This window comes from Phycicoccus sp. CSK15P-2 (genome assembly GCF_016888005.1).
Lineage (GTDB): Bacteria > Actinomycetota > Actinomycetes > Actinomycetales > Dermatophilaceae > Phycicoccus.
Window position 1 is genome coordinate 115,520 of record NZ_JAFDVE010000002.1, and the last position, 19,253, is coordinate 134,772.

At 72.5% G+C, this 19,253-nt stretch carries 16 protein-coding genes; 7 read left to right on the forward strand and 9 right to left on the reverse strand.

Translation table 11 applies throughout. The features are described 5' to 3' along the window. Positions 1 to 85: 85 nt before the first annotated feature. Complete coding sequence (locus JQN72_RS01200; protein WP_204133327.1) at positions 86 to 1,024, forward strand: type IV toxin-antitoxin system AbiEi family antitoxin domain-containing protein; 939 nt, start codon at positions 86 to 88, stop codon at positions 1,022 to 1,024. Between the two features lie 269 nt (positions 1,025 to 1,293). Here the strand turns inward: JQN72_RS01200 and JQN72_RS01205 are convergent, their stop codons facing one another. From JQN72_RS01205 to JQN72_RS01215, 3 genes are all read right to left on the reverse strand, one after another. Next, positions 1,294 to 2,214, reverse strand: a complete 921-nt coding sequence (locus JQN72_RS01205; protein WP_204133328.1) for a mechanosensitive ion channel family protein — start codon at positions 2,212 to 2,214, stop codon at positions 1,294 to 1,296. Positions 2,215 to 2,333: 119 nt separating this feature from the next. After that, positions 2,334 to 3,323 (reverse strand): malate dehydrogenase, encoded by a 990-nt coding sequence (locus JQN72_RS01210; protein ID WP_204133329.1) that lies wholly within the window; start codon positions 3,321 to 3,323, stop codon positions 2,334 to 2,336. Positions 3,324 to 3,406: 83 nt separating this feature from the next. Further along, positions 3,407 to 4,246 carry an aquaporin gene (locus tag JQN72_RS01215; RefSeq protein WP_239099931.1) on the reverse strand — a complete coding sequence of 280 codons (840 nt, stop codon included), beginning with the start codon at positions 4,244 to 4,246 and terminating at the stop codon, positions 3,407 to 3,409. 120 nt (positions 4,247 to 4,366) lie between these two features. Between JQN72_RS01215 and JQN72_RS01220 the strand changes: the two genes are divergently transcribed. Beyond that, positions 4,367 to 6,217, forward strand: coding sequence for a hypothetical protein (locus JQN72_RS01220; protein WP_204133330.1), 1,851 nt, complete (start codon positions 4,367 to 4,369; stop codon positions 6,215 to 6,217). A 10-nt stretch (positions 6,218 to 6,227) separates the two neighbouring features. On the opposite strand, the gene JQN72_RS01225 is transcribed toward JQN72_RS01220, so the two are convergent. From JQN72_RS01225 to cysC, 4 genes are all read right to left on the reverse strand, one after another. Next, the gene (locus JQN72_RS01225; RefSeq protein ID WP_204133331.1) at positions 6,228 to 8,438 is read right to left on the reverse strand and encodes an NADP-dependent isocitrate dehydrogenase; all 2,211 of its coding nucleotides are present in this window, start codon (positions 8,436 to 8,438) and stop codon (positions 6,228 to 6,230) included. 104 nt (positions 8,439 to 8,542) lie between these two features. Continuing rightward, complete coding sequence (locus JQN72_RS01230; protein WP_204133332.1) at positions 8,543 to 9,301, reverse strand: 3'(2'),5'-bisphosphate nucleotidase CysQ; 759 nt, start codon at positions 9,299 to 9,301, stop codon at positions 8,543 to 8,545. Next, a complete protein-coding gene (locus JQN72_RS01235; RefSeq protein WP_204133333.1) occupies positions 9,298 to 10,236 on the reverse strand; it encodes a sulfite exporter TauE/SafE family protein in 939 nt (312 codons plus the stop codon). The genes JQN72_RS01230 and JQN72_RS01235 overlap by 4 nt, the downstream gene beginning before the upstream one ends. Then, entirely contained in the window at positions 10,229 to 11,368 is a 1,140-nt protein-coding gene (cysC, locus tag JQN72_RS18805) for an adenylyl-sulfate kinase (RefSeq protein ID WP_204133334.1), read from the reverse strand. The genes JQN72_RS01235 and cysC overlap by 8 nt, the downstream gene beginning before the upstream one ends. Before the next feature lie 109 nt (positions 11,369 to 11,477). Here cysC and cysD point away from each other — a divergent pair, with 109 nt between their 5' ends. The 3 genes from cysD to JQN72_RS01255 are packed head-to-tail and all read left to right on the forward strand — an operon-like array spanning position 11,478 to position 14,435. Next, positions 11,478 to 12,389 carry a sulfate adenylyltransferase subunit CysD gene (gene cysD / locus JQN72_RS01245; protein ID WP_204133426.1) on the forward strand — a complete coding sequence of 304 codons (912 nt, stop codon included), beginning with the start codon at positions 11,478 to 11,480 and terminating at the stop codon, positions 12,387 to 12,389. Further along, positions 12,389 to 13,630 carry a sulfate adenylyltransferase subunit 1 gene (locus tag JQN72_RS01250; protein WP_204133335.1) on the forward strand — a complete coding sequence of 414 codons (1,242 nt, stop codon included), beginning with the start codon at positions 12,389 to 12,391 and terminating at the stop codon, positions 13,628 to 13,630. The genes cysD and JQN72_RS01250 overlap by 1 nt, the downstream gene beginning before the upstream one ends. A gap of 7 nt (positions 13,631 to 13,637) precedes the next feature. Then, positions 13,638 to 14,435, forward strand: coding sequence for an exodeoxyribonuclease III (locus JQN72_RS01255; protein ID WP_204133336.1), 798 nt, complete (start codon positions 13,638 to 13,640; stop codon positions 14,433 to 14,435). A gap of 234 nt (positions 14,436 to 14,669) precedes the next feature. Here the strand turns inward: JQN72_RS01255 and JQN72_RS01260 are convergent, their stop codons facing one another. Both JQN72_RS01260 and galK read right to left on the reverse strand, forming a co-directional pair. Then, positions 14,670 to 16,169, reverse strand: coding sequence for an HNH endonuclease signature motif containing protein (locus JQN72_RS01260; RefSeq protein ID WP_204133337.1), 1,500 nt, complete (start codon positions 16,167 to 16,169; stop codon positions 14,670 to 14,672). 199 nt (positions 16,170 to 16,368) lie between these two features. After that, positions 16,369 to 17,526 carry a galactokinase gene (gene galK, locus JQN72_RS01265; RefSeq protein ID WP_204133338.1) on the reverse strand — a complete coding sequence of 386 codons (1,158 nt, stop codon included), beginning with the start codon at positions 17,524 to 17,526 and terminating at the stop codon, positions 16,369 to 16,371. Positions 17,527 to 17,567: 41 nt separating this feature from the next. Here galK and trpS point away from each other — a divergent pair, with 41 nt between their 5' ends. Together trpS and JQN72_RS01275 are read left to right on the forward strand one after the other, a co-directional pair. Further along, the gene (gene trpS, locus JQN72_RS01270; RefSeq protein WP_204133339.1) at positions 17,568 to 18,593 is read left to right on the forward strand and encodes a tryptophan--tRNA ligase; all 1,026 of its coding nucleotides are present in this window, start codon (positions 17,568 to 17,570) and stop codon (positions 18,591 to 18,593) included. A 9-nt stretch (positions 18,594 to 18,602) separates the two neighbouring features. Then, positions 18,603 to 19,115 (forward strand): 2'-5' RNA ligase family protein, encoded by a 513-nt coding sequence (locus tag JQN72_RS01275; protein ID WP_204133340.1) that lies wholly within the window; start codon positions 18,603 to 18,605, stop codon positions 19,113 to 19,115. Positions 19,116 to 19,253: the final 138 nt, after the last annotated feature.

Below are 19,253 nucleotides of genomic sequence, written 5' to 3' on the forward strand. Positions count from 1 at the left end.
TCCACAGTCGGCGGTGGGGCGGGGGTCGTCCACAGGCGTCCCGGCGGCACTGGGCCCGCAGAGCCGTCGGTTCCAGTGTTCCCCCATGGCTTCCGCTCCCACGACGTCGGCGACCGCGCTCGACCAGGCCCTGGTCGACCTCGCCACCAGCCAGCACGGTGTGCTGTCCACGGCACAGCTGCGCGCCGCCGGGCACGATGCCCGAGCGCTCGTCCATCTCGTCGCTACCGGGGCGCTCAGCCACCCTGGCCGCGGGCTGTACGTCGTGCGGTCGCAGGAGGAGACCGAAGACCTGGCGCGGCACCGTCAGCTGGTGGCCGGGGTGCCGCTGCTGTACGACGACGCCGTGCTCGTGGGCTCGTCGGCCGTGCTCGCCCATGGCGGCACGGTCTGGGGCGCCGACATCGGACGTCCGGCCCTGCGCCGACCCATCAAGCGGTCCGGCGGGATGAGTGCCTTCTGGGTCCGACCCGACGCCGACACGTCCGTGCCGACCGGATGGGGCGCGGCGGAGCCGCTGCCCGACGCGCTCGCCCAGCTCGCGCTCGACTACGGCATCGTCGCCGGTGTGGTGAGCGCCGACCGGGCGCTCCACGATGGCGCGGTGACCCCGGAGCAGCTCGGGACCGCCGTGCAGCGGGTCGCCGCCTGGCCGCTCGGCAGCAGGGCCGTGGCCATGCGCGAGCACTCGGACGGCAGGCGCGAGTCGGTCGGCGAGTCGCGGTGCGGTGTGGGCCTGGCCCTGGCCGGCATCGACGCGACACCACAGGTCGAGATCCACGCCCACGGGGGAAGGCTCGTCGCACGGGTCGACTTCCTCGTCGACGGGACGAACGTCGTCGTGGAGTTCGACGGTCGGGTGAAGTACGCGGACGGGGATCCCGAGGTGCTGTGGCGGGAGAAGCGTCGCGAGGACGAGCTGCGGGGCCTCGGATACGTGGTGGTCCGCGTCACCTGGGCGGACCTGGAACGTCCCGGTGCGCTGGTCGCCAAGGTCCGCGCCGCGTTGGGCCACACCGCGTAGCCCCGGCGTCCTGACGCGGCCGGGTGATCCGCGTGACCGGGGCTGTGCTCGCTGGCCGCGGGTGTGCGGTGCGGGGGGCTCGTCCGAGGGGACGATGCAGGAGGGCGCCGGCCATCCCGTCGGGATGTCGTGATCGATGGCAGGGACGCCAAGCAGCCGTGTGTCGGCTCGGGGCGGGAACCTTCGGTCAGACACCCCGAACTTCGGGGTGTCTGACCGAAGGTTCGGGCATCAGGCGAAAAAGGTCCGTCGGCGGTTCGGCTCGTGTGTCACGTGCCCGGCGACCGCCGCACCGCGCCACCGGGCGTGACCTCGGCATCCCCGTGGAGCGCCGCTCGGAAGCTGGGGGTGGCCTGCAGCGCGATGATCTCCGCCGGCATCTCGATGCCGGCGGCGTCGAGGGCGGACTTCACCGCGGTGACGGCGCGATGGAGCACCTGTTGGGACTCGTGCTGCTGCGGCACGGTCCAGAACCTGGCCTCGAGGTCGACCGTGCTCACCCCGAGCACCTGCACGAGCGCCTCGGGTGGTGGGGCCTCCAGCACACCCTCCACCTCGGAGAGCGCGGTGACGATGACGTCGGCGGCCTCCGCGGGGTCGTTCTCGTAGGCGACGCCGACGACGAAGGACAGGCGGCGCCGGTCGAAGTGCGTCTGGACCCGGATGACGCTCTTGTAGACGTCGCGGTTGGGGATGACCAGTAGCTGGCCGTCGAAGGTGCGGATCCGCGTCTCCCGGATGGTGATGGCCTGGACCGTCCCGGTATGGCCCTGCACCTCGATCTGGTCACCCGACCGGAACGGCTGGCGGAGGAGCATCAGCACCCCGGAGAGGGTGTTCTCGAGGATGTCCTGGAAGGCGAACCCGACGGCGATCGAGAAGAAGCCCAGGCCGGCGAGCAGGTCCACGGGCCGCACCGACGGGAACACGATGGTCACGGCGGCCAGCGCAGCCACCACGAGCACCACCCATCGTGCGAGCGTGCTCATGACGTTGGTGAAGCTCGGGGTCCGGCGGCCGGTGAGCCATCGCCTCAGCACCCATCGCAGCAGTCGCGCCAGGCTCCATCCCAGGAGGAGGACGAGGGCCGCCACACCCACGCGGGGCAGCGCTGCGACGACGGTCTCGAGCATCCGGGAGAGGACGGGAAGGATCTCGTCGGACCATGGCTCGAGGGTCGGGCGGGACACGGGGCACCACCTCACTGCGGGTCCGGCGGTTCAGGGCGGGAACCTCCGGTCAGGCTCCCCGAGCTTCGGGGTGTGTGACCGAAGGTTCCCGCATCAGGCGAAAAAGATGTGGGATGGCATCAGATGAGGCCGAGGCCCTTGACGGCGTCGCGCTCGCCGACGAGCTCCTCGACGGAGGCGTCGATCCGCCCGCGGGAGAAGTCGTCGATGTCGAGGCCCTGGACGACCTCCCACCGGCCGCCGGACACCGTGACGGGGAAGGAGGAGACGATGCCCTCCTGCACCCCGTAGGAGCCGTCGGAGCGCACGGACATCGAGACCCAGTCGCCCTCGGGCGTGCCCTCGACCCAGGTCCGGGCGTGGTCGATCGTCGCGGACGCGGCGGAGGCCGCGGACGACGCACCGCGCGCGTCGATGATCGCCGCGCCGCGCTTGGCGACCGTGGGGATGAAGGTGTTCTCGAGCCAGTCCTGGTCGCCCACGGCCTCGGCGGCGTTGCGCCCGCCGACCTCGCAGTGGAAGAGGTCGGGGTACTGGGTCGCGGAGTGGTTCCCCCAGATCGTCATCTTCGTGATGTCGGTGACCGGGACCGCGAGCTTGGCCGCGAGCTGGCTGATCGCGCGGTTGTGGTCGAGCCGGGTGAGGGCCGAGAACCGCTCGGTGGGGATGTCGGGGGCGTTGCTCATCGCGATGAGGGCGTTGGTGTTCGCCGGGTTGCCGGTGACGGTGACGCGGATGTCGTCCGCCGCGACCTCGTTCAGTGCCTTGCCCTGCGGCGCGAAGATGCCGCCGTTGGCCTCGAGGAGGTCGCCGCGCTCCATGCCGGGACCGCGCGGACGGGCGCCGACGAGCAGGGCGTGGTTGACGCCGTCGAAGACCTTCGTCGGGTCGTCGCCGATCTCGACGCCGGCGAGGGTGGGGAAGGCGCAGTCGTCGAGCTCCATGACGACGCCCTCGAGGGCCCCCAGGGCCGGGGTGATCTCGAGGAGCCGCAGCTCGACGGGGGTGTCCGGGCCGAGCAGCGCGCCGCTCGCGATGCGGAACAGGAGGCTGTAGCCGATCTGGCCGGCGGCGCCGGTGACGGCGACCTTGACGGGCGTGCTGCTCACGGTGAGACCCCTTCGGACGGGTGGTCAGGTTGTCGTCTCGACGCTATCAGCGGCCGTGTACCCGGGCGCAGCGGCTGCTGCGCCTAGCGGGGAGCGTCGGGGTCGACGCCCTCCGCGACGAGCGCGTCCTCGGGCACCTCGTGCCCGGTGATGTCGCGGTCGCGCCGGTCGACGCCGGTGACGAGGTGGAAGGTGGCGCCCGCGATGGCCGCCCCGACCAGTGGCGCGACCCAGAACAGCCACAGCTGCCCGAGGGCGCCGCTGCCGTCGTAGAGCGCCGAGGCGGTCGCCCGCGCCGGGTTCAGGCCCGCTCCCGACACCGGCAGGGCCACGAGGTGGGTGAGCGTGTAGGCGGCGCCGATCGCGAGCGGCTCGAAGCCGTCGGGGGAGCGGGCGTCGGTGACGCCGAGGACGACGTAGACGAGCACCGCGGTGAGCACGACCTCGAGGACGAGCACCGCCATGAACGTGTAGCCGCCGGGCGACAGCTCGCCCCACCCGGCGGCCGCCATCGAGCCCTCGGACAGCCCGCCGAGCCGGCCGCGCGCGACCCGCCACACGCTGAAGCCCGCGAGGAGCCCGCCGAGGAGCTGGGCCACGACGTAGAGGGGCACCTCACGCCAGACGAAGCGGCGGGCGACCGCGGCCCCGACGGTGACCGCGGGGTTGAGGTGCGCTCCGGAGACGTGACCGAGCGCGTACGCCATGGTCATCGCGCCGAGCCCCACGGCGAGGGCCACACCGAGGTTGCCGCCGCCGACCGCGACGGCCCCACCGGCGACGATGTTGGGGGATACGGCGCTCGCGGCGAGCACGGCAACCCCGGTCACGGCGAGCACGAGAACGAAGCTGCCGAGGAACTCGGCGGCGAGGCGGCGGCCCATCGGTGGTGTCGTCACGAGGCCCGTCGGTGGTGTCGTCATGAGGACAGTGTGCCGTTCGGCGACAAGCGGTGACATCCCGGCGCGCAGGGCTCCACCTGGGCCGGTTTCCTCGTTACGGTGGGAGGCGTCCTATGCAGGGGCATCAGGAGGACTCACCCCATGACCGAGCACCACGAAGGATCCGTCGAGCCCGAAACACCGTCCACCACACCGGCGGGCCCGCCCCGCAGACGGGTGCGGCGGCGGCGCCTGATCGGCGCCGGCATCGGTGCTGCTGCGGCAGCGGTCGCCGCCCGGCCGCTGCTGTCGTCCTCGGCGGCCGCGGCCACCCGCCCGGTGTCGATGGCGATGCACGTGCACTCGTGCTTCAGCGAGGGCGGCGCCACGTCCCGCGGCGGTGGTGGGGCCAGCATGATGTCGCAGCTCCAGCAGGCCACGAAGCACGGCGTCGACGTCGTCTGGTGGACCGACCACGACTGGCGGATGCAGGCGTACGGCTACGACACCGACATCCGCTTCGACGGCTCTCCCGAGGACGGCGCCCTCACCTGGGAGCCGCAGGACGAGGGCCCGGTCGAGGGCTCGAGCGAGTTCGTCACCCGTCCGCGCAGCCCCGACGAGCCGGGCAAGGCGATGCGCGTCACCGCGCGGGCCACGGGCTCGGCCCAGGGGAGTCATCTCGTCTGGGCGAAGGCCGGCAACAGCTTCTACTCGACGAACCTCAGCGACACCACGCTGCACGTCGACGTCCTTCCCGAGCAGGTCGGGCCGGACGCCGAGCTCGTCGTCCAGGTCGAGACCTCGTACCGTCCGGCGACGGCGGGCCGTCCCGCCGGGGTGTACGTCCTGGAGTACCGGGTCGGCGGGAAGCCGGGCCGCCGGCTCGAGTCGCCGCTCGTCGGCGTCGTCACCCAGGAGCCGAGCAGCGACTGGCAGACCCTCGTCCTCGAGCCGGTGGAGGACGTCCGCGCGCTGTGGCCCGACCTCGTCGCCGACGACAGCGGCGTGGCCCGGCTCCGGTTCGGGATGCGGGTGCGTGGAGGCGCCGAGGGCAGCGCGGTCTTCGACCGGCTCCGCATCGAACGCAGCCGGGACCTCACGGCCTGGCCGCTGGAGACGCAGCGGCGGCTCATGGAGGAGCTCGCGCCGCAGTACCCGGACGTCACCCAGCACCTGTCGTCCGAGGTCTCGATGGTCCGGCACATGAACGTGTTCATGGAGGACTTCGAGCTCTACCCGTACCCGGAGACCGAGACGGGGCCCACGCTCGACCGGTCCGTCGGGGCGGCGCGGCGCGTCGCCGCGTGGTACCAGCAGCGCGGCGGGGTGGTGCAGTACAACCACCCGGACGGTCTGAACCCGGCCGAGCTCGTGCAGACGCGGGCGCTCGGGATGGACCTCATGGAGCTCGGCTCCCCGCGGGGTGCCGACGAGACCCGGGCCCGCATCGACCTCTTCGACGTCGCGGCCCGCAACGGGATCTTCCTCACCGGCACGAGCCAGCTCGACGACCACAACGGGCGCGACTGGACGTCGTACAAGCGCTTCTGGCTGACGTCGGCCTGGGCGGCGTCGCCCACGCTCGGCGACCTGCTCGCGGCCATGCGGGCCGGCGCGTTGTGGTGGTGGGACCCGACGCGGTGGCCGGACGCGACGATGGACGTCCGGGTGGCGGGCAAGCGGGCGATGGGGCAGGTGCTCCTCCTCCCGCGGGGCTGGGCGAACGCCCGGGTGGAGGTCTCCTCGCTCCCGGACGACTCCCGGCTCGTCGTCGTCACCGGCGACTGCGACCTGTCCGGCGCGACGTCGCCGAGCACCAGCGAGTTCGCGTACCGGCCGTCCGACCTCGACGACGGCGGGGTCGAGCTCTCGGTGAAGCCCGGCACGTACATCCGCGCCGAGGTCCGGGACGCCGGTGGCGAGATCCTCGCGTTCGGCAACCCGATGTGGGTGCTGCCGGCCGACGCCTCGGTGGAGGTGCCGGCGACGCGTCGGTTCCGCTGGAGCTGAGCCCTACCCGTCAGCGGAGGGGGTCGATGATCCCGTTGAGCGTCCTGGACGGGCGCATGACGGATGCGGCCTTGGCCTCGTCCGGCCGGTAGTACCCGCCGATGTCGGCCGGCTTGCCCTGCACCCCGACGAGCTCGGACTCGATGGCGTCGGTCTGCTCGACGAGGGCCTCCGCCACCGGCGCGAAGATCTCGGCCAGGCGGGCGTCCTCGGTCTGCGACGCGAGCTCCTGGGCCCAGTAGCGGGCGAGCCAGAAGTGGCTGCCGCGGTTGTCGATGGAGCCGACCTTGCGGGCGGGCGACTTGTTCTCCTCGAGCAACGTGCCGGTGGCACGGTCGAGGGCGTCCCCGAGCACCTGGGCGCGGGCGTTGCCGTTGGCACCCTCGTGCCGGAAGGACTCGGCCAGCGCGAGGAACTCGCCCAGGCTGTCCCAGCGCAGGTAGTCCTGCTCGACCAGCTGCTGGACGTGCTTGGGCGCCGACCCGCCGGCACCGGTCTCGAAGAGGCCGCCACCGTTCATCAGGGGGACGACCGAGAGCATCTTGGCCGAGGTGCCGACCTCGAGGATGGGGAAGAGGTCGGTGTTGTAGTCGCGCAGGACGTTGCCGGTGACCGAGATGGTGTCCTCGCCGCGGCGGATGCGCTCGACCGACAGGGTGGCGGCGTCGACAGGCGACAGGACGCGGATGTCGAGGCCGCCGGTGTCGTGCTCGGGCAGGTAGGCCTGGACCTTCTCGATGAGGTTGCGGTCGTGGGCGCGGGTCTCGTCGAGCCAGAACACGGCGGGGGTCTGCGAGGCGCGGGCGCGGGTGACGGCGAGCTTGACCCAGTCGCGGATGGGGGCGTCCTTGGTCTGGCAGGCCCGCCAGATGTCGCCGGTCTCGACGTCGTGGCCCATGAGCACCTCGCCGGCGCCGTTCACGACCTCGACGCGCCCGGGGGCGGTCATCTCGAAGGTCTTGTCGTGGCTGCCGTACTCCTCGGCCTTCTGGGCCATGAGGCCGACGTTCGGGACCGAGCCCATCGTGGTCGGGTCGAAGGCGCCGTGGGCCTGGCAGTCCTCGATGACGGCCTGGTAGACGCCGGCGTACGAGGAGTCGGGGATGACCGCGAGGGTGTCGTGCTCGCCGCCGTCCGGGCCCCACATGTGGCCGGAGGTGCGGATCATCGCCGGCATCGAGGCGTCGATGATGACGTCGCTCGGGACGTGCAGGTTGGTGATGCCCTTGTCGGAGTCGACCATCGCCAGGCGCGGGCCGTCGGCCAGGCCCTGCTCGAAGGCGGCCTTGACCTCGGCGCCGTTCGGGAGGTCGCCCAGGCCGTCGAGGATGCCGCCGAGACCGTTGTTGGGGGAGAGGCCGGCCGCCGCGAGGTCGTCGCCGTGGCGGGCGAAGACGTCGGGGAAGAAGGCCCGCACGACGTGGCCGAAGATGATCGGGTCGCTGACCTTCATCATCGTCGCCTTGAGGTGCACCGAGAAGAGGACGTCGTCGGCCTTCGCCTGCGCGATCTGCTCGCGGAGGAAGGCCTCGAGGGCGGCGACGTGCATGACGGTGGCGTCGACGACCTCGCCCTCGAGCACGGTCAGGCCGTCCTTGAGCACGGTCTCGGTGCCGTCGGAGGCGACGTGGCGGATGGCCAGGGTGTCGTCGGCGGGGATGACGACGGACTGCTCGTTGCTGCGGAAGTCGTCGTGGCCCATCGTCGCGACGCGGGTCTTGCTGTCGGCGCTCCACTCACCCATCGAGTGCGGGTGGTTGCGGGCGTAGCTCTTGACCGCGTCGGGGGCGCGGCGGTCGGAGTTGCCCTCGCGGAGCACCGGGTTGACGGCGCTGCCCTTGACCTTGTCGTAGGCGGCGCGGATCTCGCGCTCCTCGTCCGTCGTGGGCTCGTCCGGGTAGTCGGGGACGGCGTAGCCCTGACCCTGGAGCTCGCGGACGGCCGCCTTGAGCTGCGGCATCGACGCCGAGATGTTGGGGAGCTTGATGATGTTGGCGTCGGGGGTGGTCGCGAGCTCCCCGAGCTCGGCGAGGGCGTCGCCGATCCGCTGGTCGTCGGTGAGCCGGTCCGGGAACTGGGCCAGGATGCGGCCGGCCAGCGAGATGTCACGGGTCTCGACGTCGACCTCGGCCTGGGCGGCGAACGCTTGGACCACCGGGAGGAACGAGTAGGTGGCCAGCATCGGGGCCTCGTCGGTGAGGGTGTAGATGATCGTCGCCATGGTCTGCCTCGGTGCTCCTCGCAGGTCGCGGATATCTTGACGTCAAGAGAAATCCTACCGGAGTGCAGGCCCCAGGTCACCCTCGGAGCCGGCTCCGAGGATCTTCAGCCCAGGGAGTCGAGCGCGGCGCGCAGCTCGTCGAGGACCTCCGGGCGGGCCACGACGAGGTCGGGCAGGTAAGGCTTCTCCCGGTTGTACTCCAGCGGCGAGCCGTCGACCCGGGTGGGGGCGAGGCCATGCCCGATCGCCACGGCGACCGGGGCGGCGGAGTCCCACTCGTACTGGCCACCGGCGTGCACGTAGGCGTCGACCGTGCCGTCGAGCACGGCCATCGCCTTGACACCCGCCGAGCCCATCGGGGTGAGCTCGGCGCCGAGCCGCCCGGCCAGCTCCACGACGAACTCCGGCGGGCGGCTGCGGCTCACCGCGAGCCGCACCGGCCCGTCCGGGCGCTCCGGGAGCGCGGCCGGGGCGTCCATCCGGTACACGAGGGCGCGAGCCGGCAGCGCCACGGCCCCGGCGACGAGCGTGCCGCCCTGCCACAGCGCGACGTGCACGGCCCAGTCGTCCCGGGGACGCTCGGAGAACTCACGGGTGCCGTCGAGCGGGTCGACGATCCACACCCGCGGTGCCGACAGCCGGCGGGCGTCGTCCGCCCCCTCCTCGCTGAGGACGGCGTCGTCGGGGCGCAGCTCGCCGAGCAGCGCCATGATCCGGTCGTGCGCCACCCGGTCGCCGTGGTCCTTGAGCTCGCGGCCCTCGAGGTCGGCGCGGTCGGCGCGCATCTCGACGAGCAGCCGTCCGGCCTGGTCGGCGACGTGGGCCGCGACGTCGTGGTCGGTGAGGGTCTGCGGGTCGGTCATGACGGGGTCCTGTCGTCGGGGCTCGGCGAGCTCTGGTCGCCGGGGGAGGAGAAGGCCGGCAGGCCGTGCGCGCGGCGCACCATGGCCCAGGCGAGCGGCCCGAGCACGAGCAGCGCCGCGCCGGTGGCGCCGACCACGAGCGGCGGGGTGCCGAGCAGGGCCAGACCGGTCAGGGTGAGGACGATGACGATGCCGCGCCGGATCGTCGAGTCGGGGACCCAGGAGGCCAGGCGCGCGCCGAGGACCGTGCCCGGGGTCCCGCCGACGACCAGAGGGACGAGCACCCCCCAGTCGACTCCGGAGACGATGACGTGTCCGACCGCCGCCGCGAGGACCAGTGGGACGGCCTGGACGAGGTCGGTGCCGACGAGTCGTCGAGCCGCGAGGCCGGGGTGCAGCACGAGCATCGCGACCATGATGATCGAGCCCGAGCCGACGCTGGTCAGGCCGACGAGCGTGCCGCCGACGGCTCCGACGAGGAGGGTCGGGACGGTGCGGATCCGCACCTCCCGGCCGTCGACGCGGCCCCACCGGTGGAACACCGACCCGTAGACGCGCAAGGTGTAGGTGAAGGCGGCGAGGAGCAGCGCGACGCCGATCGCCACCTTGAGCGCCTCCTCGCGCTGCTCGGGGGAGCCGAAGAGGTCGATGACGAACGCGCCGGCGAACGCGAACGGCACCGACCCGATGACGAGGAGCCGTGCGAGCCGCCAGTCGGGCGACCCGGAGCGGGCGTGCACGGTGGCCCCGACCGACTTGTTGACGGCGGCGGCGACGAGGTCGTTGGCCACCGCGGCCGTGGGCGGGATTCCCAGGAAGACCAGGGCCGGGGTCATCAGCGCCCCACCGCCCATGCCGGTCATCCCGACGACGATGCCGACGAGAAAGCTGACGACGAGGACGCCGAGCGCGGCCTGGCTGAGGACGTCATCCACCGGAGGCCTCCGTGCGTGCGGCGCGGACCAGGGTCATGACCTCGTCGGCGCACTCGCGCACGCCGCGGCCCGTGGTGTCGATGCGGGCGTCCGGTGCCTCGGGGACGTCGTAGGGGGCCGAGACGCCCGTGAAGTCCGGGATCTCGCCGCGGCGGGCAGCGGCGTAGAGGCCCTTGCGGTCGCGGCGCTCGCACTCCTCGACCGGGGTCGCGACGTGCACGAGGACGAAGCGGGCGCCACGGGCGCGCGCCATCTCGGCCACCTCGCGCCGCACGGAGTCCTTGGGCGCGATGGGGCTGCACACGGCGATGCCCCCGTGGTGCGCGACCTCGGCGGCGACCCAGCCGATCCGGCGGACGTTGGTGTCGCGGTCCTCGGGGGAGAAGCCCAGCCCGGCCGTCAGGTGGCGCCGGACGCGGTCGCCGTCGAGCAGGGTGACGGTCGTGCCCTCCTCGATGAGGCGGGTCGCGACGTCGCGGGCGATGGTCGACTTGCCGGATCCGGACAGCCCGGTACACAGCACGACGACGCCGGCCGGATGCCGCTCGTCGGGCCCGGGCGCCGCGGCCGTCAGCCCCGGGACGGCCGGCTGCACCCGCAGGGTGGCGAGCAGCGCGGACCGGCGCTCGTCGTCACCGGCCGGGACCGGCACGACGAGCATCCGGGCGCCCTGGGCGGCCGAGGCCGCTCGGGACGCGGCGCGGACGAGGTCGTTGCCCGCGGAGTCGCCGTCCAGGCTCGTCGAGGCGAGGACGAGCAGCGTGCCGCCGTCCGGTGCGGTGGCCGGGACGTCCGACGGCGCGGTCACGACGAGGAGGTCGGCGTCGGAGAGGTCGACCGGGGCGTCGAGGTGGGCGTCCTCGAAGGGGCGGCTCGACATGGGGGAGAGCCATATCGGCTCCCCGGCGAGCCGGCCGTCGGCGGTGCGGGTGACCGGTTCGAGGCGGACGACGGGGACACCCTCGGGGTCGACGACGGTCACCGAGCCGGCGCGCACGGCTGCCTCGGCAGCGGCCTCCGGCACCACCAGGGGACGGGGGGCCGCCTCGGGGCCGTAGAGCCCGCGGCGCAGGACGTCGAGGTCGTCGAGCTGCTCCGGGGACGGGCAGACGACGGGCGGGGCGTCGGTCACGGGCACAGTCTGCCAAGTCCGCCCCTCCCGAGGTTCGGTGCCGTGACCAGGTGGACGTCGCGCCGCCGGTAGGGTTTGCGGCGATGCCAGGACTGAAGGGGTGACCCGGGTGCAGACCAACACCGACTACCGGCTCTCGCAGCTCGACGAGCTCGAGGCCGAGTCGATCCACATCTTCCGGGAGGTGGCCGCGGAGCTCGAGAAGCCCGTGCTCATGTTCTCGGGTGGCAAGGACTCCATCGTCATGCTGCGGCTCGCCGAGAAGGCGTTCCACCCCGCACGCATCCCGTTCCCCGTCCTGCAGGTCGACACCGGCTACGACTTCCCCGAGGTTCTCGCCTGCCGGGACAGCTGGGTCGACCGGCTCGGCGTCCGGCTCATCGTCGCCTCGGTCGAGCAGGCGATCGCCGACGGTGTCGTCGTCGACGACGGCAAGACCACGCGCAACCGCCTCCAGATCGGCACGCTGCTCAACGCCATCGAGGAGAACGCCTTCACCGCGGCGTTCGGCGGCGGCCGGCGCGACGAGGAGAAGGCCCGCGCCAAGGAGCGCGTCTACTCCCACCGCGACGAGTTCGGGCAGTGGGACCCGAAGAACCAGCGCCCCGAGCTGTGGTCGCTCTACAACGGCCGGCTCCACGAGGGCGAGCACATGCGGGTCTTCCCGCTGTCCAACTGGACCGAGCTCGACATCTGGGACTACATCGCCCGCGAGGGCATCGAGATCCCGTCGATCTACTTCAGCCACCAGCGGCGCGTCTTCGAGCGCGACGGGATGCTGCTCTCCGAAAGCGAGTTCAACCCGCTGCGCGACGGCGAGACCGTCACCGAGCGCACGGTGCGCTTCCGCACCGTCGGTGACCTGACCCTGACCGGCTGCGTCGAGAGCAGCGCCGGCACGCTCCAGGAGATCGTCGAGGAGGTCGCGGCCTCGCGGATCACCGAGCGCGGCGCGACCCGCGGCGACGACCGGTTCTCCGAGGCCGCCATGGAGGACCGCAAGAAGGAAGGCTACTTCTGATGGACCTGCTGCGTTTCGCCACCGCCGGCTCGGTCGACGACGGCAAGTCCACCCTCATCGGGCGGCTGCTCCTGGACTCGAAGTCGATCTTCGAGGACCAGCTCGAGGCCGTCGAGGCCACGTCGAAGACTCGCGGCTACGACTACACCGACCTCGCGCTGCTCACCGACGGGCTGCGCTCCGAGCGCGAGCAGGGCATCACGATCGACGTCGCGTACCGCTACTTCGCCACGCCGCGGCGGAAGTTCATCATCGCCGACACGCCCGGCCACGTGCAGTACACCCGGAACATGGTGACGGGTGCCTCCACCGCCGACCTCGGGCTCGTCCTCGTCGACGCCCGTCAGGGCCTCACCGAGCAGTCCCGCAGGCACGCGGTCATCCTGTCGCTGCTGCGGGTCCCGCACCTGGTCCTCGCGGTGAACAAGATGGACCTCGTCGACTACGACGAGGCGACCTACGAGAAGATCCGCCAGGAGTTCGAGAACTTCACCCAGCGGCTCAACGTGCCCGACCTCGCCGTCATCCCCCTCTCGGCGCTCAAGGGCGACAACGTCGTGACGCGCAGCGAGGCGATGCCCTGGTACGAGGGCTCCTCGCTCATGCACCACCTCGAGAACGTGCACATCGCCTCCGACCGCGACCTGCGCGACGTCCGCTTCCCCGTGCAGTACGTCGTGCGGCCGAAGTCCGACGAGCACCACGACTACCGCGGGTACGCCGGCCAGGTGGCGAGCGGTGTCATGAGGCCCGGCGACGAGGTGATGGTCCTGCCGAGCGGCCTCACGAGCAAGATCGCCGGCATCGACCTCTACGACCAGGAGCTCGACGCCGCGTACCCGCCCATGTCGGTCGTGGTGCGGCTCGAGGACGACCTCGACGTCTCCCGGGGCGACATGATCTGCCGGGTCAAGAACGCGCCCGACGCGGGCCAGGACATCGACGCGATGGTCTGCTGGATGACCCGCGAGCCGCTGAGGCCGCGGCAGAAGCTGGCCATCAAGCACACGACGCGGCTCGCCCGCACGATGGTCAAGGACATCCAGTACCGCCTCGACATCAACACGCTGCACCGTGACCAGGAGACCCAGGAGCTCGGGCTCAACGAGATCGGACGGGTCACGCTGCGCACGACGCAGCAGGTGTTCACCGACCCGTACGAGCAGAACCGCGTCACGGGGTCGTTCATCCTCATCGACGAGGCCACAGGGGTTACCGTCGGTGCGGGCATGATCAACTGACCCACACGTGCTGCTCGCCTCCGCCAACGTCAACGGCATCCGGGCCGCGGTGCGCCGTGGCGGCCTCGGGTGGCTCGCCGCCACCGGGGCCGATGTCGTCACCCTCCAGGAGGTGCGTGCCGACCCCGACCAGCTGCGGGCCGCCCTCGCGGACACACCGTTCGCCGGCTGGGAGCTCGCCCACGAGCCGAGCACGGCGAAGGGACGGGCAGGGGTCGCGGTGCTCTCCCGGCATGCGTTCCAGGCCGTTCGCTCCGACCTCGGCGACGAGTTCGTCGGTGCCGGCCGGTGGGTGGAGGCCGACGTCCGGGTCGGTGATGCTGCCGTCACGGTCGCGTCCGCCTACGTCCACACCGGCGAGGCCGGCACCGAGCGCCAGGACGAGAAGTACCGCTTCCTCGACGCCGTGGGAGAGCGGGTGTCGGAGTGGGCCGCCGACGGGCGCGCGGCCGTGCTCACCGGCGACCTCAACATCGCGCACACCCAGGACGACCTGAAGAACTGGAAGGGCAACAGAGGCAAGTCCGGGTTCCTGCCCGACGAGCAGGCCGTGCTCGACCGATGGGCGACCCGGCACGGCCTCGTCGACGTCCAGCGGCGGCTGCACGGCCCGGGGCCGGGGCCGTACACGTGGTGGTCCTGGCGCGGCCAGGCGTTCGACAACGACGCCGGCTGGCGGATCGACTACCACTGGGCCACAGCGCCGCTCGCGGAGCGTGCGGTGCGGGCCGAGGTGGGGCGGGCAGCCAGCTACGCCGAGCGGTGGAGCGACCACGCCGCCGTCCTCGTCGACTACGACCTCTGACCGGCGGCCCTCTTCACGGTGACAGGCTGTGAGGCGCTCGCCGAGCGGCTGTCACGACTGGTGGTGCGTTCGGTGGCATCGGAATGGGGGCGATCACCCCCATTCCGATGCCACCGGACGCGTCAGGAACGGTCCGGGGTGCGACGAACTGGCCGGCCACTCCGGAGGCATCGCCGCTCACGCCGGCGAGCGTGGGCTCGGGCAATGAGTGCGGATCTAGGCGGCGGAACAGGCTCAGGCTGCAGGGCTGGCGTGGTCGACGGGTTCGGGCCACGACTCGTCGGGGCCGGGCCAGCAGTCGCCGGGGTCGGCCCACCACTCGTCGAGGGTCGGGTCGGCCGGTTCCGGGTCGCGCGGCCCGACGAGGGCGTCGAGCAGCCGCGCGGACGCGGGGACGGGTTGGGTGGCGGTGGCGAGCAACGCCAGCTGCCGGTCGTAGGAGCCGTCGGTGAGGTCCCACACGACGGAGCGGCCGTGGCCGTCCGGACGTTCTCGAACCTGCGCCCACAGACGCCGGCGATGCACGAGGGTGTGATGGCGCTGGCAGAGCAACGCGGCGTTCGAGACGTCCGTGGCGCCGCCGTCCGCCCAGTGCCGCACATGATGCGCACGGGCCCAGTCGGGAGGTGCCGAGCAGCCCGGATACGTACAGCCGCGGTCTCGGCGACGAAGGAGCCGCCGCTGCGCCCGGGTGAAGAGCCGAGCGACCCGGCCGACGTCGAGGACCTCGCCCTCGGTACCGAGGACATAGGGGACGAGGGCGGCATCGCAGGCGATCCGGCGCAGGGTCTCGGGGGAGAGCAGGGTGCCGTCGGCGGTGGAGCCGATGACCTCGCCCGCCCCCGTGCGGGCCTCGAGGTCGGTGAGCTCCATGCTGACGTGCAGCACCGCGGGGCAGGACGACGGGTCTCCGGCGACCTCGCCCGCAGCGGCGGAGGAGCGACGGCAGACCTCGGCGAGCGCCTCGACCCGGCGCTGCCCCGCGGGGCGGAGGTCGCGTTCCCCGGTCTCGGCGTTCGGGACCGGTGCGGACAGCGGCCCGATGGCGGCCTCGAGGGCCGCGGCCTGCTCGGGCGTCATCCAGAGCTGGTACTCGGTGAGGTCGGCGGACTCGACGAGCGGTGCCGACAACCGGGCCGCCGACGCCAGCCGCTCGTGCAGGTCGTCGACCACTCCGGGGCCGCCGTACTCCGCGAGCAGCTGGGGCCGGAGCCGGCGCATCATCGTCGGACCCCAGCGCTCGACGAGGTCGACGAGGCCGGTCGTCACGGTGGGGAGGGCCTCCGGCCGGAGCAACGGCTCGAGCCGGGCGGCCTCGCGGAGCACGGCGCATCCGGTGCCGGCCTCCAGCCGCGCGGACTCCACGGCCTTCCACACCAGCCCGACGGGCGATTCCGGGGCAGGGCCGGTGCCGGCGAGTCCACCGCCACCGCCCGCAACGTCGGAGGCCAGCCGCGCCACCGAGGCGGCGCCGCCCTGCCGTAGCGACGGTGCGTGCTCGCGCACCCACTCGTGGACCCCAGAGCCCTGGCACTCACCACGGCGAGCCGCCTCGACGGTGACCACTGCGCGGGCAGCGGACGCCCGGGACGTGACGTCGTCGAGCAGCCGCATGATCTCGGCCAGCTCCGGCCCGGAGGCGGAGACGATGGCCTCGCCGAACCCCGCCAGGGCGTCGCGGGCGGCCTCGACCGCGGTGCGGCGCTTCGCGAGGTCGAGGGTCGGGATGGCCATGCTGAAGTGTATCGAACACATGTACGAATAGCAACAGCGCAAGAGCGGCAGTCCCGCCCCCTGACCGCTCGGACGCCGGTACGTGCGTAGCCTCTCCCGGCTCGACGGACGTGGCGACCCGCGACCCCCGGCTCGTCGGGCGAGGTCGCCCTGCTCCGGGCTGGTCGAACGGGCGACCCCCAATACGTGCCCGTCCGGCTCAGGCGTCCCGGCGTGCCGGAGGCCCGGCAGTGACGGCGAAGCAGCTCGGCGCGGACCACCCGCGCTCGGCGAACGCCTCGCGCACGGCGCGTTCCGCCGCCTCGGCGGAGCCCTCGGGGACGAGCGCGATCGACGAGCCGCCGAACCCGCCACCGGTCATCCGCGCACCGAGCGCGCCGGCGCCCACCGCAGCCTCCACCGAGACGTCGAGCTCGGCACAGCTGACCTCGTAGTCGTCCCGCAGCGAGACGTGCGAGGCCCGGAAGAGCCGTCCGACCTCGTCGAGCTCGCCGCCCCGCAGCGCTGCGACGGCCTGCTCGACCCGGGCGATCTCGGTGACGACGTGCCGGGTCCGGCGACGCAGCTCGTCGTCCTCCAGCCGGGCCAGGGCGGCGTCCAGCCCGTCCGGGTCCACCTCGCGCAGCGTCCCGACGCCGAGCGCGGACGCCGCGCGCTCGCAGGCCCGTCGCCGCTGCTCGTACTGGCCGTCGGTCAGCTCGTGCGCGGCCCGGGTGTCGGTGACGAGGAGCACGTGCCCCGCGGCCGAGAGGTCGAACGGAATGTGCTCGGTGGCGCCGTCCCGGCAGTCGAGCAGCAGCGCCTCACCCTCGCGGCACAGCAGCGCCGCCGACTGGTCCATCCCACCGGTGGCCGCGCCGGCCACGTCGTTCTCGGCCCGGACACACGCCTCGGCGAGCCGGGCGCGGGCCGGGTCGTCCCCCAGCAGGCCGAGGCCGAAGAGGTCACTCGCCGCGGCCCCGACCGCGCACTCCAGGGCGGCGGACGAGGACAGCCCGGCACCGACCGGCACCTCGCTGTCGACGGTGACGTCGAGCCCGCGCACCGGGAGCCCGTCCTCGCGCAGCGCCCACAGCACGCCGGCGACGTACGCCGTCCACCCCTCGGGAGAGCCCGGCCCGACGTCCCCGAGCGGGACCTCGACGGTCTCCCCGGCCTGGACCGAATGGAGGCGCAGCAGGTCGTCCGTGCGGGCCGAGCAGGCCGCAGTCGTGCGCTGCGGCAACGCGATCGGGAGCGCGAGGCCACCGTTGTAGTCGGTGTGCTCGCCGATGAGGTTGACCCGGCCGGGTGCCGACCAGACCCCCTCAGGTGCGGACCCGAACACGTCGCGATGAGTGCCGGCGACGCTCGTCATGCTCGTCAGTCTACGAGCGGCCGGCAGGGCACAATGGGCCCATGCCCGCTCATGACGCACCCGATGGCGCACGCCCTCGCATCCTGTCCGGGATGCAGCCGACGAGCGACTCGCTCCACCTCGGCAACTACCTCGGGGCGCTCGTCAACTGGGTGGGGCTCCAGGAGGAGTTCGACGCCTACTACTTCGTCGCCGACCTCCACGCGCTCACCGTGCCCACCGACCCCGAGGTCCTGCGCCGCCGCACCCGCACCACCGCGGCGCAGTTCATCGCGGGCGGGGTCGACCCCGAGACGTCCGCGGTGTTCTGCCAGAGCCACGTCACCGCGCACGCCGAGCTCGGCTGGGTCATGAACTGCCTCACCGGTTTCGGCGAGGCCGGCCGGATGACCCAGTTCAAGGACAAGACCGCCCGCGGGCAGAGCGCGAACGTCGGGCTGTTCACCTACCCGATGCTCATGGCGGCCGACATCCTCATGTACGACGCCGCGTACGTGCCCGTCGGCGAGGACCAGCGCCAGCATCTCGAGATCACCCGCGACCTCGCCGAACGGTTCAACACCCGCTTCGGGGACACGCTCGTCGTGCCCGAGCCGTACATCGTCAAGGAGTCGGCGAAGATCATGGACCTCCAGGACCCGACGGCGAAGATGAGCAAGACCGGCTCGTCGCCGAAGGGGCTCATCGACCTCATGGAGGACCCGGCGAGGATCGCGAAGAACATCCGCTCCGCGGTCACCGACACCGACGCCGAGGTGCGTTACGACCCCGAGGGCAAGCCCGGGGTCTCGAACCTGCTCGCCATCCACTCGGTGCTCTCGGGCACCCCCGTGACCGAGGTCGCCGAGGCGTTCGCGGGACGCGGCTACGGAGACCTCAAGAAGGAGGTCGCCGAGGTCGTCCTCGCGGCCCTCGAACCGTTCCAGCAACGGATGCGCGAGCTGCTGGACGACCCCGCGGAGCTCGACCGCATCCTCGCCGACGGGGCTTCCCGCGCCGCCGAGGTCGCCGACGCCACGATGGCCCGGGTGAGGGACGCGGTGGGCCTCCTGCCGGCGGCCCGCTGAGGCGGCCCGATGCCGGTCCATGGCGTGGCCGTCACGGTCCCGCAGCCGTGGGGCGACGAGCTCCAGGAGGCGCGGGAGCGCTTCGGCGACCCCATGGCGTCGGCCATCCCGCCGCACGTGACGCTCCTGCCGCCCACCGAGATCGCGCCCGAGGACCTCGATGACTTCTTCTTCCACCTCGAGGACGTCTGCTCCGGTTTCGAGCCGTTCCCCATGGTGCTCTCCGGCACCGGGACGTTCCGCCCGATCTCGCCCGTGGTGTTCGTCCAGGTCTCGCGTGGGCTCGCGCACTGCGAGGTGCTCGAGCACGCCATCCGCTCCGGGCCCGTGATGCGGCCGCTCGACTTCCCGTACCACCCGCACGTGACGATCGCCCACCACCTCGAGGACGCCGCGCTCGACCGCGCCTTCGACGACCTCGCCGACTTCCGATGCGACTTCACGGTGGAGTCCGTCGAGTTCTACGCCCACGACGAGGGCGTCTGGCGGGCGGTGCACTCCTTTCCCCTCGCGCACCGGTGACCGGGCGCCGGGCCGGGTGCCGCCCAAGGCATTGACCGCCGTCTCGTCCGTCCGAGCGCGACACATCGTGGCCGCAGGGTAAAAGTTTGGTCAAGAGGCTTGTGGCCAATTGGCTGCTTCCTCTAGTTTTCACCTGCC